Below are 17,196 nucleotides of genomic sequence, written 5' to 3' on the forward strand. Positions count from 1 at the left end.
GCGGTCGGCTACCGTGAGTGCGGGTGCGGACACGACGGGGGTCGGGGGTACGTGACGGTGGCAGCTGTTCGCGAAGAGGACGCCCTGACACCCGCGCTGGTACGGATCCGTACCGCGTCCGGGGTTGTCGTCGGCGCCGGATTCCTCGTGGCCGCGGACGTCGTGTGCACCTGCGCCCATGTCGTCGCCCGGGCGCTCGACCTGCCCGAGGTCCCCGTACAACCCCCCGCCGGTGCGGTGCGGTTGGACTTCCCGCTGCTGCGCGATACGGAAGGGTCCGTACCGGCCGCGCATGCCACCGTCGCGACCTGGCGGTGGGCCGACGACGGCAGCGGCGACGTCGCGCTGCTGAGGCTGGACCGCCCGGTGCCCGGCGCCCGCCCGGTCCCGCTGGTGGACGGCACGCAGGTGTGGGGCCACGGCTTCCGCGTACTGGGCTACCCGCGCGGTGCCGAACAGGGCGTCTGGGCGGCCGGGACGCTGCGCGGGCCGCAGGGTGCGGGCTGGCTGCAGATGGAAGCGGAGTCGGCGGGCCGCCGCGTCACCCCCGGCTTCAGCGGCTCCCCGGTGTGGGACGAGGCGCAGGGCGGCGTCGTCGGCATGACCGTGGCCGTCCAGCGGGGCGACGCCTCGACCACCGCCTACCTCATCCCGTCCGCCGCGCTGGTCGACGAGCGGGTGCTGCGCCCCCGCTGCCCCTTCCGGGGCCTGTCGCAGTTCCGGGAGGAGGACGAGGAGTTCTTCCACGGCCGCGAGGACGACGCCCGCCGACTGCGCGCCGCCGTCGGCCGCGCCATGCTGACCGTGGTCGTCGGCCCGTCGGGGTGCGGTAAGTCGTCCCTGGTCCGGGCCGGTCTGCTCCCCGCGTTACGCGCGGCGGGCACAACGATCTCCGAACTCCGCCCAGTCCCCGGGGCGCGCCCGGTGGATGCCCTCGCCCGCACCGTGATCCCGCTCCTGGAGCCGCACGCGGACGAGGTGGCCCGCCTCCGGATGGCGGCGGAACTGGCCGACCTGCTACGGACCTCCGCCTCCGGCTCCGGCCCGGATCCGGCTCCTGACCTGACCGCCGGTCCTGGGCCGAGTTCCGGTTCCGGGTCGGGCCCTGCTCCCGGGCGGGCCCCCGACTCCGGGCCGGGCGCCGGGCAAGCGGCGGGCGCCACCCCCGGGCCGGACGCCACCCCCGGGCCGGACGCCACCCCCGGGCAGGGCGTTGCCCCTGGGCCGGGCACCGGCTCCGGCCCGGATGCGGCTCCTGACTTGACCGCCGGTCCTGGGCCAAGTTCCGGTTCCGGGTCGGGCCCTGCTCCCGGTCAGTCCCCCGACTCCGGGCCGGGCGCCGGGCAAGCGGCGGGCGCCACCCCCGGGCCGGATGCGGCTCCTGGGCCGAGTTCCGGTCCCGGATCGGTCGCTGTCCCCGGTGGGGAACCCGGCTTCGGGCTGGGCGCCGGGCAAGCGGCGGGCGTCTGCCCTGGGCCGGACTCCGTTTCCGATCTGGACGTTGAGCCCGCCCAGGGCGCCGTCCCAGGGGTGGAGGCCGGTTCCGGGCCAAACGCCCACCCCAGGCTGGGCGGGCGTGCGGCGGACGCCCGCACCGAGCGGGCCGCCGCCCCCGGGGCCGATGCGGTTTCTGGCCTGGCCGCTACGCCCGGGCCGGGCCCTGATTCCGGGCCGGGTGCCGGTTCTGCGGCGGGCGCCGTGCCCGAGGTGGGCATCGGGCTTGGCGTGGCCGCCGGGGTGGGGGTGCGCCTCGCCGCTCGGGGTGGGACGGGTGGGCATGTGCTCTTCGTCGACCAGTTCGAGGAGTACGCCGCGTCCGAGCCCGCCGCCGCCCGCGAGCTGTTCGGCCTCCTCATCGCCCTCGGCAGCGAGGCCGGGCCGCCGCAGGAGCGGGCCCTGCGCATCGTCGTCACCGCGCGGTCCGAAACCCTCGACACCCTCGTGACCCCGCGTACGGCGGACGTGCTCAGCGACGCCACCCGTTTCGTCGCCCCGCTGTCCTCGGACAACCTGCTCCGGGCGATCACCGCGCCGGTCGACGCCGTTCCCGGGCTGTGGTTCGAACCGGGGCTGCCCGCGCGGATCGCGGCCGACGCGGCGGAAGAGCCGGGGCGGATGCCCCTGGTCGAGTTCGCCCTGACCCGGCTGTGGGAGCGGCGCAGCCGGTCGATGCTCACCCACGCCGCCTACGACGCGCTGGGCGGCGTACCCGGGGCGCTGGTCGGCTACGCCGAAGACGTCTTCCACGACCATGTCACCGAGGCCGATGAGACGACCGCCCGGCGGCTGTTCGCCCAGCTCACCCGTCCCGCCGACGACAGCGGCGGCTTCTCGCGCCTGCCCGCCCGTACGGCCGACCTCGAACCCGACCTGCGCGCCCTCGCGCGAAAGCTCGGCCCCACCAAACTGGTGGTCCACGGCCGGGCGCCCGACGGCGAGGAGATCGTCGACCTGGCCCATGAGGCGCTGACGAGACTCTGGCCAAGGCTCCACCGCTGGCTCGTGGAATCCAAGGAGTTCCGCGCCTGGCAGGAACAGCTCCGCGCTGATCGGCGGCGCTGGCGGGAGCAGGGGAACGAACCGGGCGACCTGCTGCGCGGCGGCACCCTGGCGGTCGCCGTCGACCGCCTGGCCCGGCAGCCCGAGGACATCACCCCGGCGGAACGCCAGTACATCGAGGCGAGCCACCGCCACGAGCGGCGCGGCAGACGGCGGTGGCGCATGGTGACCGCCGGGCTCACCGCGCTGGTCCTGGTGGTGGCGGCGCTGTCGTTCGTCACCTGGAGCGGTCAGCAGCGGATCGAACAGCAGCGGCGCACCGAGGCGTCCGGCCTGCTGGCCGAGGCGGCCAACCGCCGCGTCGGCAGCCAGCCCGCCACGTCCCTCCAACTCGCCCTCGCCGCCTGGCGCACCCGTGGCACCCCGCAGGCATCGGCCGCGCTGCTGCGCCAGTACGTACGGGGGCAGCGGCTCACCGGCAGCCACCCCGGCCTGTGGCCGGGCCGCTTCTCGCGCATGACGGCGACCCCGGACACCGGGACGGTGGTCGTCCACTCGGTGCCGGACCGTAGCAAGCGCACCACCGTCACGGTGGTCACCGGGCTGCGGCAGGGGCGGCCGCACACATGGCGGCTGTCCGGCGTCCCGGCCACCGACATCAGCGGTGCCATCAGCCCGGACGGCCGCAGCTACGCCCTCGGCACGGCGGACGGGGATGTCCGCGTCTGGGATCTGCGGAAGCGCACCGGCCCGCGCATCCTGCGCACGGACGACGAGTCCGGCCTGAAAGTCAACGGCATCACTCTGGACTACAGCAGCGACAGCCGACGGCTGCTCAGGGCGCTGACGTCGCAGGATGAACGCCGCGCCGGGTTCTCGGTGTGGGACGCGCGGACCGGCCGCCGACTGCCCATCGGGCGGGACCTGGTCCCCGAGGAGTATTTCGAAGCTGCCGCTTTCACCACCGATCCCGGAACGGTGGTGTTCACCCGTGTCATCCACCGACGTGGAAGTTGGCGGGCCGAATTGCGCGACCTGCGCACAGGCCGTGTGCTGCGGACCGTACCCGACAGTGACACCGCGGACCTCGCGGGGGGCGGCGAACTCCTGCAGAACGGTTCACGGGCGCTGGAGCTCGGCCGCACGGCCAGGCACATGGCGAACGTGCCCGTCGGACCGGACCCGACGCCGGATGCCACCGCCGAGTACAACGTCTCTGCAGAGACCTCCGACGACGGCTACTACGCCGTGCTGACGCTGACCGCGCTGCGCACCGGCACGACGTACCAGACCACCGTGCCGGTGGGCTCCTCGGACCATGCCGTGGGCGCCGTGGCGCGCACCGATGGGACGCTGTCCGTCTACGTCGCCGCCGGGGACGCGCTCATGATGGCGAGGGCCGTGCCGGTGACACTGCCCCGGGGCGACCCGGGCGCCGTGGGGACCGACATGCACACGGAGCCGTCTCCCAACGGCAAGCGGGTGGCAAGGGTGTCCGGAAATCATCTGGAGATCCTCCCCAGAGGTGAGGGAGAGGGCAGGACCGTGAACCTGCCCTCGGCGTCCGGATTGCTGTACGGCTGGGTGCCGCTGTGGACGGCGGACTCACGACGGATCGTCCTGTGGGGCCGCGGATCGCAGCGCCTCCAGGTGATCTCCACCGACGATCCCGGGCGCGGCGTCGCGCTGGATCTGGCCGACATCCTGCCCGGCGGAGCGGCCGAGGAACTGGAGGTCGTGGAGTCCCTGGGCGGAAGCGAGGTCGCCGTTCTCACCGTGAAGGGCGCCTTGGTACGGGTGGACACGGCCACCGGGAAACCCCTGACCCGGCCGGTGGACGTGGGGCGCATGACGCCTCAGACCGCCTCCAAGACTTTCGCGTCGTACGGACAGCTCCGCGCCCGCCCCGGCCACCCCGGCCAGATAGCGGTGATCACCCGGGACGGGCTCGGCGAGGGTGAAGTCCAGCTATGGGACCTGCGCGTACGCAAGCGTCTCAGGTCCCTCTCGACGGGCCCCATGGAGGGGGCGCTCATCGGTAGCAACCTCACCGTAAGTGTCGCCTTCACCCGCGACGGAGAGCGCATGGCGACGGACAACTCCGACCACTTCGTGCGGGTGTGGAACGTCGACCGGGGCACCGCGCTGAACAATCCCCTGCCGATCGGTGACGACGACCAACTGGTCGGCTTCAGCGGGCGCGACCGGCTGGTCACCCAGAGCGCCGCCGACCACACCTTCACCGTCTGGAACCTCGACACCGGCGGCTCGGTGGCCGAACTCCCCTTCCTCAGCAAGATGCTCACCGTGGCCGTCGGCGACGGGCGCCTCCTCACGGTGGGGGACGGCTGGTCCCAGACCATGGACCTCGACCCGGACCGTGCATTCCGCCGCCTCTGCGCCACCGTGGGCCGCGACTTCACCGCCGCCGAACGCAGGCTGCTGCCACCCGGCGCGCCGCGCGACGCGCCCTGCTCGAATACACCGTCGTAGAGGGGCCCGTCAGTCCTCGTAGTCGTAGAACAGCCGCTCCACCACCGCCCGAGCCCGCCGCGTCGTACGGCGGTAGTCGTCCAGCATCTCGCCCACGTGCCCCGGGCCGTACCCCAAGTAGCGCCCCACCGCGGCCAGTTCGCGCGAGTCGCTGGGGAACGTGTCGCCCGGGCGGCCGCGGACCAGCATCACGCCGTTACGGACCCGGGTGGCCAGCACCCAGGCCTCGTCCAGGATCTGGGCGTCCTCCGTGTCGATCAGCCCGGCCGCGTGCGCCGCCGCCAGCGCCCGGCGGGTGCGGGTCGTACGCAGCCCCGGCTCCGCCCACCCGTGGCGCATCTGGAGCAGCTGAACCGTCCACTCCACATCGCTGAGCCCGCCACGGCCCAGCTTGGCGTGGGTGGTCGGGTCCGCGCCCCGGGGCAGGCGCTCGGACTCCATCCGGGCCTTGAGACGGCGGATCTCGCGGATCGCGTCGTCGCCCAGCCCCTCGGCCGGATACCGCAGCGGGTCGATCAGCTCGATGAACCGCGCCCCGAGATCCGGGTCGCCCGCGACCGGCTCGGCGCGCAGCAGCGCCTGGCTCTCCCAGACCAGCGACCAGCGCCGGTAGTACGCGGCGTACGAGCCGAGGGTGCGCACCAGCGGCCCGGACTTGCCCTCCGGGCGCAGATCGGCGTCGATGAGCAGCGGCGGATCGGCGGTCGGCAGCTGCAGCAGCCGCCGCATCTCGTTGGCCACGGCGAACGCGGCCCGCGAGGCCTCCTGTTCGTCGGCGCCCTCGCGTGGCTCGTGGACGAACAGCACGTCCGCGTCCGAGCCGTAGCTCAGCTCATGGCCGCCGAACCGGCCAAGGCCGATCACCGCGAAGCGGGTCGGCAGCTCGTCGCCCCAGGTGTCCCGGACCGCCGCGCGCAGCGCGCCCGCGATGGTCGCGGCGTTGAGGTCGGAGACGGCGTCGCCGACCAGATCGGCCAGCCCCGCTGCGTCCGCCGGCTCCTCGGCCGGTGCCGGATGGCCGGTGGGACGGGCCGGAACGTGCGGCTCCGAGTCGCGCAGCGCACGCGGCACCTCGGGCGCCTTCGACGGCGCGGCGGTGTGCGTCTCGTCGCCGCCCGGGGGCGGCAAGCTCACGGTGGACCGTACCGCCCCGTTGGCCAGCCGGGCGCTCTCGATCACGTCCGCCGCCGCCGTACGGAACAGCTCGCGCCGCCGCACCCCGCGCGCCGCCGCCACCGCCTGCTCGGCGCCCTCCGCGCGGCCCACCGCGGCCAGCACCTCCTGCTCCAGATGGTCCCGGCCGCGCGGACGCAGCCCCTCCGGGTCGCCCAGCAGGGCGACCGCCTCGGGGGCGCGCAGCAGTAGATCGGGGGCGAGGCGCCCGGCGGAGAGGACCCGCGCCAGGTTCTCCGCGGCCGCGCCCTCGTCCCGCAGCAGCCGCAGATACCAGGGCGTCTTGCCCAGCGCGTCCGAGACCTTACGGAAGCCCAGCAGCCCGGCGTCCGGGTCTGCGGAATCGGCGAACCAGCCCAGCAGCACGGGCAGCAGCGTACGCTGAATGGCTGCTTTCCGGGACACTCCGGACGCCAAAGCCTCCAAATGACGTAGGGCGCCGGTCGGATCCGCGTAGCCCAGTGCCTCAAGCCGTTGCCCCGCCGCCTTGGAGCTGAGCCGGGCCTCGCCCGGCTCCAGCTGGGCGACCGCGTCCAGCAGCGGCCGGTAGAACAGCTTCTCGTGCAGCCGCCGCACCTCGCGCGCGTACCGCCGCCAGGCCGTCCCCAGCTCGGCCACCGGCTCCGTACGGAAGCTCAGCGACCGGCCCAGCCGCCGCAGATCCGCCTCCTCCTCCGGCACCAGATGGGTGCGGCGCAGCCGGTACAGCTGGATGCGGTGCTCCATGGAGCGCAGAAAGCGGTACGCCTCGTCCAGCGCGGCCGCGTCCGAGCGCCCCACGTAGCCGCCCGCCGCCAGCGCGGCGAGCGCGACCAGCGTGGTGCCGCTGCGCAGCGAATCGTCGGACCGCCCGTGCACCAACTGCAGCATCTGCACGGCGAATTCGACGTCCCGCAGGCCGCCAGGGCCCAGCTTCAGCTCCCGGTCGACCTCCGCGACCGGGATGTTCTCCACGACCCGGCGGCGCATCTGCTGCACATCGGGTACGAAGTTCTCGCGCTCGGAGGCCTGCCAGACCAGCGGCGCCACCGCGTCCACGTACGCCTGCCCGAGCGCGCCGTCGCCCGCCACCGGCCGGGCCTTCAGCAGCGCCTGGAACTCCCAGGTCTTGGCCCACCGCTGGTAGTAGGCCAGATGGCTGGAGAGCGTCCGCACCAGCGGCCCGTTGCGCCCCTCCGGCCGGAGATTGGCGTCCACCGGCCAGATCGTGCCCTCGATGGTCACGTCCGAGCAGATCCGCATCAGCCGCGCGGCCAGCCGGGTGGCCGCCCGCACGGACGTGCCCTCCTCCACCCCGTCCACGGCCTCCGCCACGAAGATCACGTCGACGTCCGAGACGTAGTTCAGCTCGCGCCCGCCGCACTTCCCCATCCCGATCACCGCCAGGCGGCACGCCGCGGCGTCCTCGGGCTGCTCCTCGGCCGCGATCTCCAGCGCCGCCCGCAGCGTCGCCGTCGCCAGATCCGCCAGCTCGGCCGCCGCCTGCGTGACATCGGTCGTCCCGCACACATCCCGCGCCGCGATCGCCAGCAGCGCCCGGCGGTACGCGACCCGCAGCGCGTCCGGCCGAGGCATCCCCGCCCCCGGCTCGCCCCAGATCCCCTCGGCCAGCGCCTGCTCGAACTCGGGCGTCGCCGGATGCAGATCCGCCGGTTCGTATGTCACCAGCGACTGCCAGGCCTGCGGATGCCGCGCCAGATGATCACCCAGCGCCTCGGACGCCCCGAGCACCCCCAGCAGCCGGTCCCGCAGCGGCTTGGCGGTGACCAGCGTGTCCAGCAGTGCCTGCCGCGACCCCGCCTCCTCCCCGCCCCCGGCCTCCTCGGGCAGCGCCTCCACCAGCCGCACCAGGCCGCGCAGCGCCAGATCCGGATCGGCGGTCCCCCCGAGCGCGTCCAGCAGCACGGAATCGGCCCGCACCCCCGCCACCTCGGGCGAGTCCAGCAGCCGCTGCGCGGCGGAGGGGTCGGTGAAGCCGTGCCGGAGCAACCGCGTAAAGGTGCTGCTCCTGCGTCCCTGCGGTACGGCCATGCGCGCCGCCTCCGTCCCGTGTGCTCCGTCCACGCCCTGCCGTGATCAAGGCCCGCGGTCGAGCCTAAGCGACGGGCCCTGTGTTATGGCAGGTCCGGCCCTCAGGAGGGCGGCGCCCGGCCCCTTGGGAAACGGTGCGCCCCCGGGCGAGCCACGGCGCCGCCCTTAGCCGAAGGTGAGCGCATGTGACACTTGGTTAGCACATGCGTTCAGCGAACGCGCATACGTAAACGGGGGGATGGGCAAAACGTGGCCGTCACGGTGCCGGACTGGGCCGACACGATGCTGGACCTGATCGGCGTCTCGTGGCCGAACATCGACGAGGACGCCTACCGGGACATGGCGGACTCCCTGCGGGAGTTCGCCGAGGACCTGGAGGACGACGGGCAGCTGGCCAATGGCCATGTCGAGCGGTTGTTGTCGTCGGGGTACGGCGAGGCGATGGATGCCCTCAACCTCCACTGGGGCAAGGTCAAGGGCACCCATATCAAGGACATCGCGTCGGCGGCGCGCACGATCGCCGGGGCGATGGACACCGCGGCCACCGCGGTCGAGGGGATGAAGGGCGCGGCGCTGGTCCAGCTCGGCTATCTGGCCGGTGAGACCGGTCTCGCGCTGTCGCTGATCCCGGTGACCGGCGGCCTGTCGGCGCTGCTGGGCGCGGGGGCGATACGGGCGACCCAGGAGGTGGTCCGGCGGCTGATCAAGGAGTGCGCCGAGGAGGCGGTCGGCTACATCGTCGCCGCGCTGACCGAACCGGCCGTCGCCGCCCTGGAGAATCTCGCCGCCGACCTCGTCGTCCAAGTCGGCGCCAGCGCGATGGGGCTGCAGGACGGCGTGGATCTCGGCCAGGCCCAGCAGGCGGGCAAGGAGGGGTTCAAGGACGGTGTGCAGGGCGCGAAGGAAGGCATGCACCTGGCCTCCGCGGGTGGCCCCGGTGGGGGCGGTGGCGGCAACTCCAAGGGCCTGCACATCGAGCACGGCGAGCACGACCACGCCTCCACCCAGCTCAGTGGCCTGAGCGTCAACTTCCACTCCAAGACCGCGGGCAAGCTGGGCAAGGCCAAGTCGCACCACAGCCGCACCCGTGGGCGCGACAGCATCGCGGAGGCCATCGACCCGGTCGCCGACAAGGCCGTGGACGCGCTGGAGAAGGCGCTCAAGACCATGGGCGACCACGTCAGCACCAAGCTGCCCAAGGCCGTCAAGCAGATCTCCACCGACCACAAGAACAACGACATCGACATCGGCGCGACCTTCGGCAAGAAGGGGCGCGACGGCGACGGATGGAACGGTGGCAAGGGCGGCGGCAAGAAGGGCGCTTCCCACGTCAAGCCGAACTCGCTGCGCGACGCCAAGGACGACCCACGCGGCAAGGGCATCCCGCTCAACAAGCGGCGCTGTGCGACCGACCCGGTCGACGTGGCCTCGGGCGAGATGGTGCTGGCCCAGACGGATCTGGCCCTGCCGGGCGTACTGCCCCTCGTCCTCCAGCGCACTCACATCTCCAGCTACCGCTACGGCCAGTGGTTCGGCCGCAGCTGGGCCTCCACGCTCGACGAACGCATCGAACTCGACCCGCTCGGCGGGGGCGCGATCTGGGCCCGGGAAGACGGCTCGCTCCTGGTCTACCCACGCCTGCCACGCCCGCAGGACCCCGAGCCGGTCATGCCTCTGGAGGGTCCGCGGCTGCCGCTGTCGTTCGGCGAGGAGAGCAACGCGGAGACCAGCTATCGCATCACCGACCCGGACAGCGGACTGACCAGGTGGTTCACGGGCAGCCCCTACAGCGAGTCCATCGCCTACTGGCTCAGCGAAATCGAGGACCGCAACAACAACCGCATCGCCTTCGACCGACGCGGAGACGGAACCCCGATAGCCGTCACGCACGAAGGCGGCTACCAGGCACTGCTGACTGTCCGGCACGGCCGCATACGCGAACTCGCCCTGCGCACCTCAGACGGTCCGGTCACCGTCATGACGTACGGCTACGGCGAGCAGGACAACCTCGACGCGGTCACCAACTCCTCCGGCCTGCCGCTGCGGTTCACCTACGATCCGCACGGCCGCATCACCTCATGGACCGACCGCAACGACTCCACCTACCAGTACGTGTACGACACCGCTGGGCGTATCGCCCGCACCATCGGCCCGGACGGGTACCTCTCCTCCGCCTTCACCTACGACACCGAGGCCCGGACCACCCGCTACACCGACTCCACCGGCGCCACCACCACCTACCAGCTCAACGAGAAACTCCAGATCGTCGCTGAAACCGACCCATGCGGACACATCACCCGGACCGAATACGACGAGTTCGACCGCATCCATTCAGCGACGGATCCTCTCGGCCGAACGACACGGCTCAGCTACGACGCATTCGGGCGTCCAACGGCGTTGGTGAGGGCTGACGGGCGCCGGACGCTCGTGACGTACAACGACCTGGGCCTGCCTGCGACCCTCACTGAGCCGGATGGCGCGACGTGGCACCACACCTATGACGAGCGAGGCAACCGGACCTCACTCGCCGATCCGGCCGGTGAGGCAGTGCTCTTTACTCATGACCGACATGGTGCCATCACCTCTGTCACTGATGCCGTGGGGCGATCGGTGCGGATTGCCCGGACTCGCGCGGGCCTGCCGCTGACCATCGCGGATCCAGCTGGTTCACTTACCCGTCACGTCTACGACGACTTCGGACGCCCTGTCATCGTCACCAACCCGCTGGGCGACACCACATGTCTGGAATGGTCGGTGGAAGGCCAGCTCACGGCCAGAACCGACCCTGCGGGACACATCGAGCGCTGGACGTTCGATGGTGAAGGCAATTGCACATCGCACACCGAACCGACGGGTCGGACCACCCAGTTCGAATACTCCCACTTCGATCTCCAGACGGCTCGCATCACACCTGATGGCGTGCGGCACAGCTTCACACATGACACCGAGCTTCGTCTGACACAGGTCACCAACCCGCACGGCTTGACTTGGGCCTATTCCTATGACCCAGCCGGACGGCTTGTTGAGGAAACCGATTTCGACGGCCACACACTCACTTACGCATATGACGCGGCGGGTCAGCTCACCACCCGTACGAATGCCGCTGGCCAGCGGATCACCTATTGCCATGACAGCGTGGGCGCCCTGACAGAGAAGGCCATTGACGGCGACGTCATCACATACGAAAACGATCCATGCGGACGGCTGCTGACCGCCACCTCGCCGAATGCCACTCTCGCATACGACTACGACCCGGTCGGTCGCGTCATCAGGGAAAGCGTCAACGGCCGCACGCTTGCGACCGCGTGCGATGCGGCAGGGCAGCGCACTCTGCGCACCACCCCGATGGGGGTCAATACTGCCTACACGTATGACGCTGCGGGCTACTGCGCCAGTCTGACCGCCTCGGGGCGCACCCTGACTTTCGACCGCGACTCGATCGGGCATGAAACCACGCGCCGTCTCGGCGATGCGATGACCCTCACCTCCACATGGGGTCCCGCTGGACGCCTCCTCCAGCGACAACTCGATGCCTCGGGAGTCGGTCGCGCGCCTCTGAGCCGCACCTACTCCTACCGTCCCGATAACCGACTGACAGCCATCAGCGATGGGCGCGCCCGGCGTCGCACCTTCGATCTCGACCAGGCTGGGCGAGTCACCGCGGTCAGTGCCCCGAACTGGGTTGAGAGCTATGCGTACGACGAGATGGGCAACCAGATCCACGCCAGTTGGCCCGACCGGCACCCGGGCGGCGACGCCCGTGGAGACCGCACGTACACAGGCGCCCGCATCACCCGAGCTGGTGGCATTCGCTATGAGCACGACGCTCAGGGACGCGTCATCCTCCGGCAGAAAACCCGTCTGTCGCGCAAGCCAGACACCTGGCGCTACACCTGGAGCGCCGAAGACCGTCTCACCGCCGTCACCACTCCGGACGGCACCCACTGGCGCTATCTCTACGACCCCCTCGGTCGGCGCATAGCCAAGCAGCGACTTGCCGAAGACGGCTTCACCGTTGTTGAGGAAACCCTCTTCACGTGGGATGGCAGCACTCTTACCGAGCAGACCACTCGGCTCTACGGGGGCTCTGAGGCTCTGACAATCACCTGGGACCACGATGGCTACACACCGCTGGCCCAGACCGAGACCAAGGCTCTGATCGACGCCCCGCAGAACGTCATCGACCAGCGCTTCTTCGTCATTGTCACCGACCAGATCGGCACCCCGACCGAACTCGTCGACGAGGCAGGGTGCATCGCTTGGCGGTCTCGTTCCACGGTGTGGGGTGCCAGTGCTTGGAACCGTGATGCCACCGCACAAACGCCCCTACGTTTCCCCGGTCAATATTTCGACCCGGAAACGGAACTCCACCACAACTACTTCCGTCACTATGATCCCGAAACCGCCCGCTATCTCACCCTCGACCCCCTTGGTCTGGATCCCGATCCCAATCCCGCAACCTACGTCGACAATCCCCACACCGAGTCCGATCCACTAGGCCTTACGCCCTGCGACGAAGGTGACGTCACCTGGGGCGGGCGCGTGCGTTTTGGTGTGCCAGGCCCAGGTGGCCGGGCCACCGGGATGCGTGCGACAGTCATGCCGGACATGACCGGCGGGCAGACGAGACCGCAGGCCAAGGTGCCCGGCTACCAGAAATATAAGGGACTCAATGCAACGCACCTCTTGGGCGCTCAGATAGGCGGCTCCAACAAGGACTCCAGAAATTTCGTCACCATGCATAGATATGCGAACTCACCGGTCATGCGTAAGATCGAGGACCAGATCCGGCAGGCGGCTGACAGGGGCGAGACTATTGAGTACAGCGTTACCCCGATTTATCGTACGAGTAATGATCCCAGTGATGTCGTGCCGGTGGGGCTGACCATCGAAGCTCGCAATGGCAACGGATTCCAGTTCACCCCTTACGAAGGGGGGTCTCCGACCAACACTGTCACTGTCCTGAACGTGCCCAAGCAGAAACCGTAGCCAGAACCATTTCAGTGATCGCGCCCATGTCGGCCGCGATGTGAGGGGCTCCCATGCATCCTGCAGTTGAACAAGTAACCCAGCTCACTGCGCCACCCTCGGCGCCTCGGGCTCGTGACTGGGTGTCTGTCGAGCGGCAACTCGCGACGGCGCTTCCTGACGACTACAAAGAACTCGTGCAAACCTACGGTGGGGGCGTTTTCAACGAAACCATCTGGCTGCTGGATCCGGAGTGCCCGGTCGAGGACTATAATCTCCTCTCCCTTGTTGCGGAACGCGCAGAAGTGCTTTCTAATCTCTGGGATGGCGGTGAGCCCAAACCGGCCGAACTCGCGTCCGAGGAGGGGGCGCGGCTCATCCCCTGGGCCTATATCGAGGGAAGTGGTGCCTTCCTTTATTGGCTTGTGAAGTCTGGTCAAATGCCCAATGACTGGACCACCATGGTTAATGAAGGGCGCGGCCCAGAGTGGGAGCATCACCCACTTTCGTGTGCTCAGTTCGTCCTCTCCGCGATCACGGGGGAACTTCGCTCTGAATGCCTCCCCGATCTTGGTCCAGAAGTGGATCAATTCGATTCGAACGCTGACATTCTCTGACGTGCGTTTAGTTTGACGGTTGGTGAGGTCGTGGGGCTCATCACTCGGGCATGAAGCGAAAGCAAGAGAGTGGTAGGCAGTGAACTTTGTGCTGGATCCGCCTCGCGGAGTGGCTCCTGTGAGGATTGGGATGTCCTTCCAAGAGGCCGTGGAGGCGGTGTCCGTATGGGGTGAGCCGAAGGTGTTTGGGCCATTTGCTCACACGTCCCTGGTGGACATTGACATCGTTGTTAACGGAATAGGCTTTCAGGTTCACTTGGAGGAAGGTGAGCACGTCACGTCGGTCGAACTGTGGTGGCCCGGCGAGGGACGGGAAACGAGTACTCGTGTAATCCTGGACGGTGAAGACGTATTCCAGACCCCCGCTGACGAGATCCTGCGAAGGGCAATCGCCCGCGGCTGGCGGGTCGATGATTCGAATGCTGAGTCTCCGCTCATCCCCGGCGTTTCGTTGGGATTCACCCGGCAGACCTCGCAAGAAGTTCCTCGGGAGTCCAGCGGGCTTCCCGTGTGTTTCACCTCAGTTCTCGTCGGAGACGAAAACTGCTACGACTTCCTCTATGAGGGCGGAAGCTGACAGAGGCTCCGAGATGGTAGGGCTGCGCCGCTCAGGCGCTGACGAAGCGGGGGCTGGGTTCGCCGTGGAGGTGGCCCGGGGGGAGTTTGCGGCCGTAGGTGAGGAGGAGGAGGTCCTGGGCGGTGGCGGTCAGGGGGGTGCCGGTGCCGTACGTCCAGTCGAGGTCGTCGGCGCGGAGTTGGACGCCGGTGAGGTCGGCGCCGAAGAACTTCAGGGTCCTGGGGGCGATGGCCCCGAGGAGGGGACGCACGCGGTCCTCCGGGACGCGGCGGTCCAGGCCCAGCGCGACCGTGATGTCCAGGCCGTGGATGACGTCGTGGCCCAGCGCCGCCGTGAGGCCGCCGACCGGGGGCGTCCACGGGTGGTGGGCGTTGTCGCGCAGGTGCGCGGCGAGTTGGGCCGTCGGGGCGGCGGCCGCGTCCGCGCGGGCGAGGCGGTCGGTCATGCGGTGCAGGCTGCCGCGCGCCTTGAGGAGTTCGAGCAGGGTCCGGGGCAGCGGGTAGCGGAACCCCTGCGACATGTGCGCCGCCACCTCCCGCACCCGCCACCCCGCACACAGCGAGGGCGCGTCCCACTGCGCGGGGGTCAGCCTGTCCAACAGGTCGGCCAGCTCCCGCCGTTCGGCCGCGATCGCGTCCCTGATGTTCCCCGTTGTCTCCATGTGTTCCAGGGTGCCGGGGTGTGCGGCCATACGTCCAAGAGATGGTTCTTCTGGTAGCCAGAAGCGATGCGTATGGCGCGGGCCCGGAAGCGCGGGCGCGCGGTGTCATAGGCTGCGTCGATGGGCCTCTTCGACGCACTGACCGGCACGAAGCGACCCGCCAGCGGTCTCGTGCCGCGCCCCGCCGAGGAGGTCCGGGCCGCGCTGCTCGGCCTGGGCGGGCAGGACGTCCCGTACGTCATCCGCGACGGCGCGCCGGAGGGCGCCGACCTGGTCGCGGAGTGGCGGATCATGGAACCGGCCTGGCGGACCTTCTTCGTCACGTCCCAGCTGAGCCACGCCATGGAGATCCGCATGCGCCTCGTCCCGGAGAACCACGAGGTGCGCGCCCTCGACCGGCAGTGGGAGGTCGAGTGGGCCGGGGGCGTACCGGTGGCGAAGAAGTACGGCCGTGGGCCGGTGAACACGACGTCCCGGCGGTGGACGATCGGGCGCGGAGCCGATGGCCGTCCAGAGATGACGGAGACGTTCCGCTTCGACAGCGCGGACCTCAAGGACCCCCTGCGGAACACGGTCCTCGACGCGGGATGGACCTGGCGCGGAGTGGTCTTCGGCCAGCCGTGACAGGGGTAACCGGAGCCGGGGGCGCGGCGGGGTGTCCCGCCGCGCCCCCGGCGGAGGTCAGGGGCGGGTTCCCGGGCGGGGGAGGAGTTTGCGGGTCCACGGCCAGGTCACGATCAGGGCTATCACCACGTACACGGTCACCGCGAAGGGCGTGTTGACCAGGCCCGTGAGGCTGCCGTCGCTGATCTGCAGCGCGCGCCGCAGCTGGAGTTCGGCGCCGGGGCCGAGGATGACGCCGATGACGGCGGGGAGGACGGGGAGGCCGTAGCGGCGCATCAGGAGGCCCAGCAGGCCGATGATGAGCAGGATGACCAGGTCCAGCGGTTCGCCGCCGACCGCGTACGCGCCGACCGCCGCGAAGAAGAGGATGCCCGCGTACAGGTAGGGCCGGGGCACCTTCAGCAGCTTCGCCCAGATCGGGGCCAGGGGGAGGTTGAGGACGATCAGCAGGGCCATGGCGATGAAGAGCGAGGCGATCAGGCCCCAGACGAGGTCCGGTTCGCGTTCGAAGAGGAGGGGGCCGGGCTGGATGCCGTACTGCTGGAACGCGGCGAGCATCACCGCGGCGACGGCGGTGGTGGGCAGGCCGAGGGTGAGCATCGAGACGAGCGTGCCCGCGGCGGACGCGGAGGCCGCGGACTCGGGGCCCGCGACGCCCTCGATGGCGCCCTTGCCGAACTCGTCGCGGTGCTTGGAGAGCCGTTTCTCCGTCACATAGGAGAGGAAGGTGGGGATTTCGGCGCCGCCCGCCGGGATCGCGCCGAAGGGGAAGCCGATCGCGGGGCCGCGCAGCCAGGGGCGCCAGGTGCGGCGCAGTTCGGCCTTGCCGAGCCAGGGGCGGCCGACGGGGATGGGCTGGTCGGGGCGGGTGCGCAGATGCATGGCCACCCACAGCGCCTCGCCGATGGCGAAGAGCCCGACCGCGACGATCACCACGTCGATGCCGTCCGCGAGCTGCAGCGAACCGAAGGTGAGCCGCTGCTGGCCGGTGAGCCGGTCCAGGCCGACGAGGCCGAGGGTGAGGCCGATGAGGAGCGAGGCGAAGCCGCGGATGCGGGAGCTGCCGAGGACGGACGTCACGGCGACGAACGCCAGGACCATGATGGCGAAGTAGTCGGGGGCGCCGATGTCGACGGCGAGGTCGGCGACGGTCGGGGCGAGGAAGACCAGCAGGATCGTGCCGATCATGCCGCCCGCGAAGTGCCCGATGGCGGCCGCCGCGAGGGCCTGCGCGCCGCGCCCGGACTTGGCCATCGGATGGCCTTCCATGGCGGCGACCACGGCCGCCGTCTCACCCGGGGTGTTGAGCAGGATGGACGTGGTGGAGCCGCCGAACATGCCGCCGTAGTAGATGCCCGCGAACATGATGAACGCGGCGGTCGGGTCCAGCCCGTACGTGACGGGCAGCAGCAGCGCGACCGCCATCGCCGGGCCGATGCCGGGCAGCACGCCGATCGCGGTGCCGAGGAGCACACCGACGGCCGCCCACAGCAGGTTGATCGGGGAGAGGGCGGTGCCGAAGCCGTCGAGGAGGTGGTTCAGGGAATCCATCG

Annotated in this window: 8 protein-coding genes; 5 read left to right on the forward strand and 3 right to left on the reverse strand. The window is 70.4% G+C overall.

What is annotated here, in order from left to right:
• Positions 1-57 precede the first annotated feature (57 nt).
• Positions 58-4,992, forward strand: coding sequence for an nSTAND1 domain-containing NTPase (locus ACWC5C_RS01250; RefSeq protein WP_450872566.1), 4,935 nt, complete (start codon positions 58-60; stop codon positions 4,990-4,992).
• A gap of 9 nt (positions 4,993-5,001) precedes the next feature.
• On the opposite strand, the gene ACWC5C_RS01255 is transcribed toward ACWC5C_RS01250, so the two are convergent.
• On the reverse strand, positions 5,002-8,196 hold the full coding sequence (locus ACWC5C_RS01255; protein WP_450872568.1) for a bifunctional [glutamine synthetase] adenylyltransferase/[glutamine synthetase]-adenylyl-L-tyrosine phosphorylase: 3,195 nt from the start codon (positions 8,194-8,196) through the stop codon (positions 5,002-5,004).
• A 249-nt stretch (positions 8,197-8,445) separates the two neighbouring features.
• Between ACWC5C_RS01255 and ACWC5C_RS01260 the strand changes: the two genes are divergently transcribed.
• The 3 genes from ACWC5C_RS01260 to ACWC5C_RS01270 all read left to right on the forward strand — a co-directional run bounded on the left by ACWC5C_RS01260 (position 8,446) and on the right by ACWC5C_RS01270 (position 14,358).
• A complete protein-coding gene (locus ACWC5C_RS01260; RefSeq protein WP_450872570.1) occupies positions 8,446-13,185 on the forward strand; it encodes a DUF6531 domain-containing protein in 4,740 nt (1,579 codons plus the stop codon).
• A 122-nt stretch (positions 13,186-13,307) separates the two neighbouring features.
• Positions 13,308-13,781, forward strand: coding sequence for an SMI1/KNR4 family protein (locus ACWC5C_RS01265; protein ID WP_450872571.1), 474 nt, complete (start codon positions 13,308-13,310; stop codon positions 13,779-13,781).
• Between the two features lie 130 nt (positions 13,782-13,911).
• Positions 13,912-14,358 carry a hypothetical protein gene (locus tag ACWC5C_RS01270; protein WP_450872573.1) on the forward strand — a complete coding sequence of 149 codons (447 nt, stop codon included), beginning with the start codon at positions 13,912-13,914 and terminating at the stop codon, positions 14,356-14,358.
• 31 nt (positions 14,359-14,389) lie between these two features.
• Here the strand turns inward: ACWC5C_RS01270 and ACWC5C_RS01275 are convergent, their stop codons facing one another.
• Complete coding sequence (locus tag ACWC5C_RS01275) at positions 14,390-15,019, reverse strand: maleylpyruvate isomerase family mycothiol-dependent enzyme (protein ID WP_450872575.1); 630 nt, start codon at positions 15,017-15,019, stop codon at positions 14,390-14,392.
• Positions 15,020-15,139: 120 nt separating this feature from the next.
• Between ACWC5C_RS01275 and ACWC5C_RS01280 the strand changes: the two genes are divergently transcribed.
• Complete coding sequence (locus ACWC5C_RS01280) at positions 15,140-15,643, forward strand: hypothetical protein (RefSeq protein WP_450872577.1); 504 nt, start codon at positions 15,140-15,142, stop codon at positions 15,641-15,643.
• 57 nt (positions 15,644-15,700) lie between these two features.
• On the opposite strand, the gene ACWC5C_RS01285 is transcribed toward ACWC5C_RS01280, so the two are convergent.
• Complete coding sequence (locus ACWC5C_RS01285; RefSeq protein ID WP_450872579.1) at positions 15,701-17,194, reverse strand: tripartite tricarboxylate transporter permease; 1,494 nt, start codon at positions 17,192-17,194, stop codon at positions 15,701-15,703.
• Positions 17,195-17,196: the final 2 nt, after the last annotated feature.

The organism is Streptomyces sp. NPDC001700, assembly GCF_053596435.1.

What these genes read in the sequence shown, in the direction of transcription:
- ACWC5C_RS01280 (WP_450872577.1), top strand. Translation starts at nt 15,140, where the DNA reads ATGGGCCTCTTCGACGCACTGACCGGCACGAAGCGACCCGCCAGCGGT.
- ACWC5C_RS01275 (WP_450872575.1), bottom strand. Translation starts at nt 15,019, where the DNA reads ATGGAGACAACGGGGAACATCAGGGACGCGATCGCGGCCGAACGGCGG.
- ACWC5C_RS01255 (WP_450872568.1), bottom strand. Translation starts at nt 8,196, where the DNA reads ATGGCCGTACCGCAGGGACGCAGGAGCAGCACCTTTACGCGGTTGCTC.
- ACWC5C_RS01270 (WP_450872573.1), top strand. Translation starts at nt 13,912, where the DNA reads ATGTCCTTCCAAGAGGCCGTGGAGGCGGTGTCCGTATGGGGTGAGCCG.
- ACWC5C_RS01285 (WP_450872579.1), bottom strand. Translation starts at nt 17,194, where the DNA reads ATGGATTCCCTGAACCACCTCCTCGACGGCTTCGGCACCGCCCTCTCC.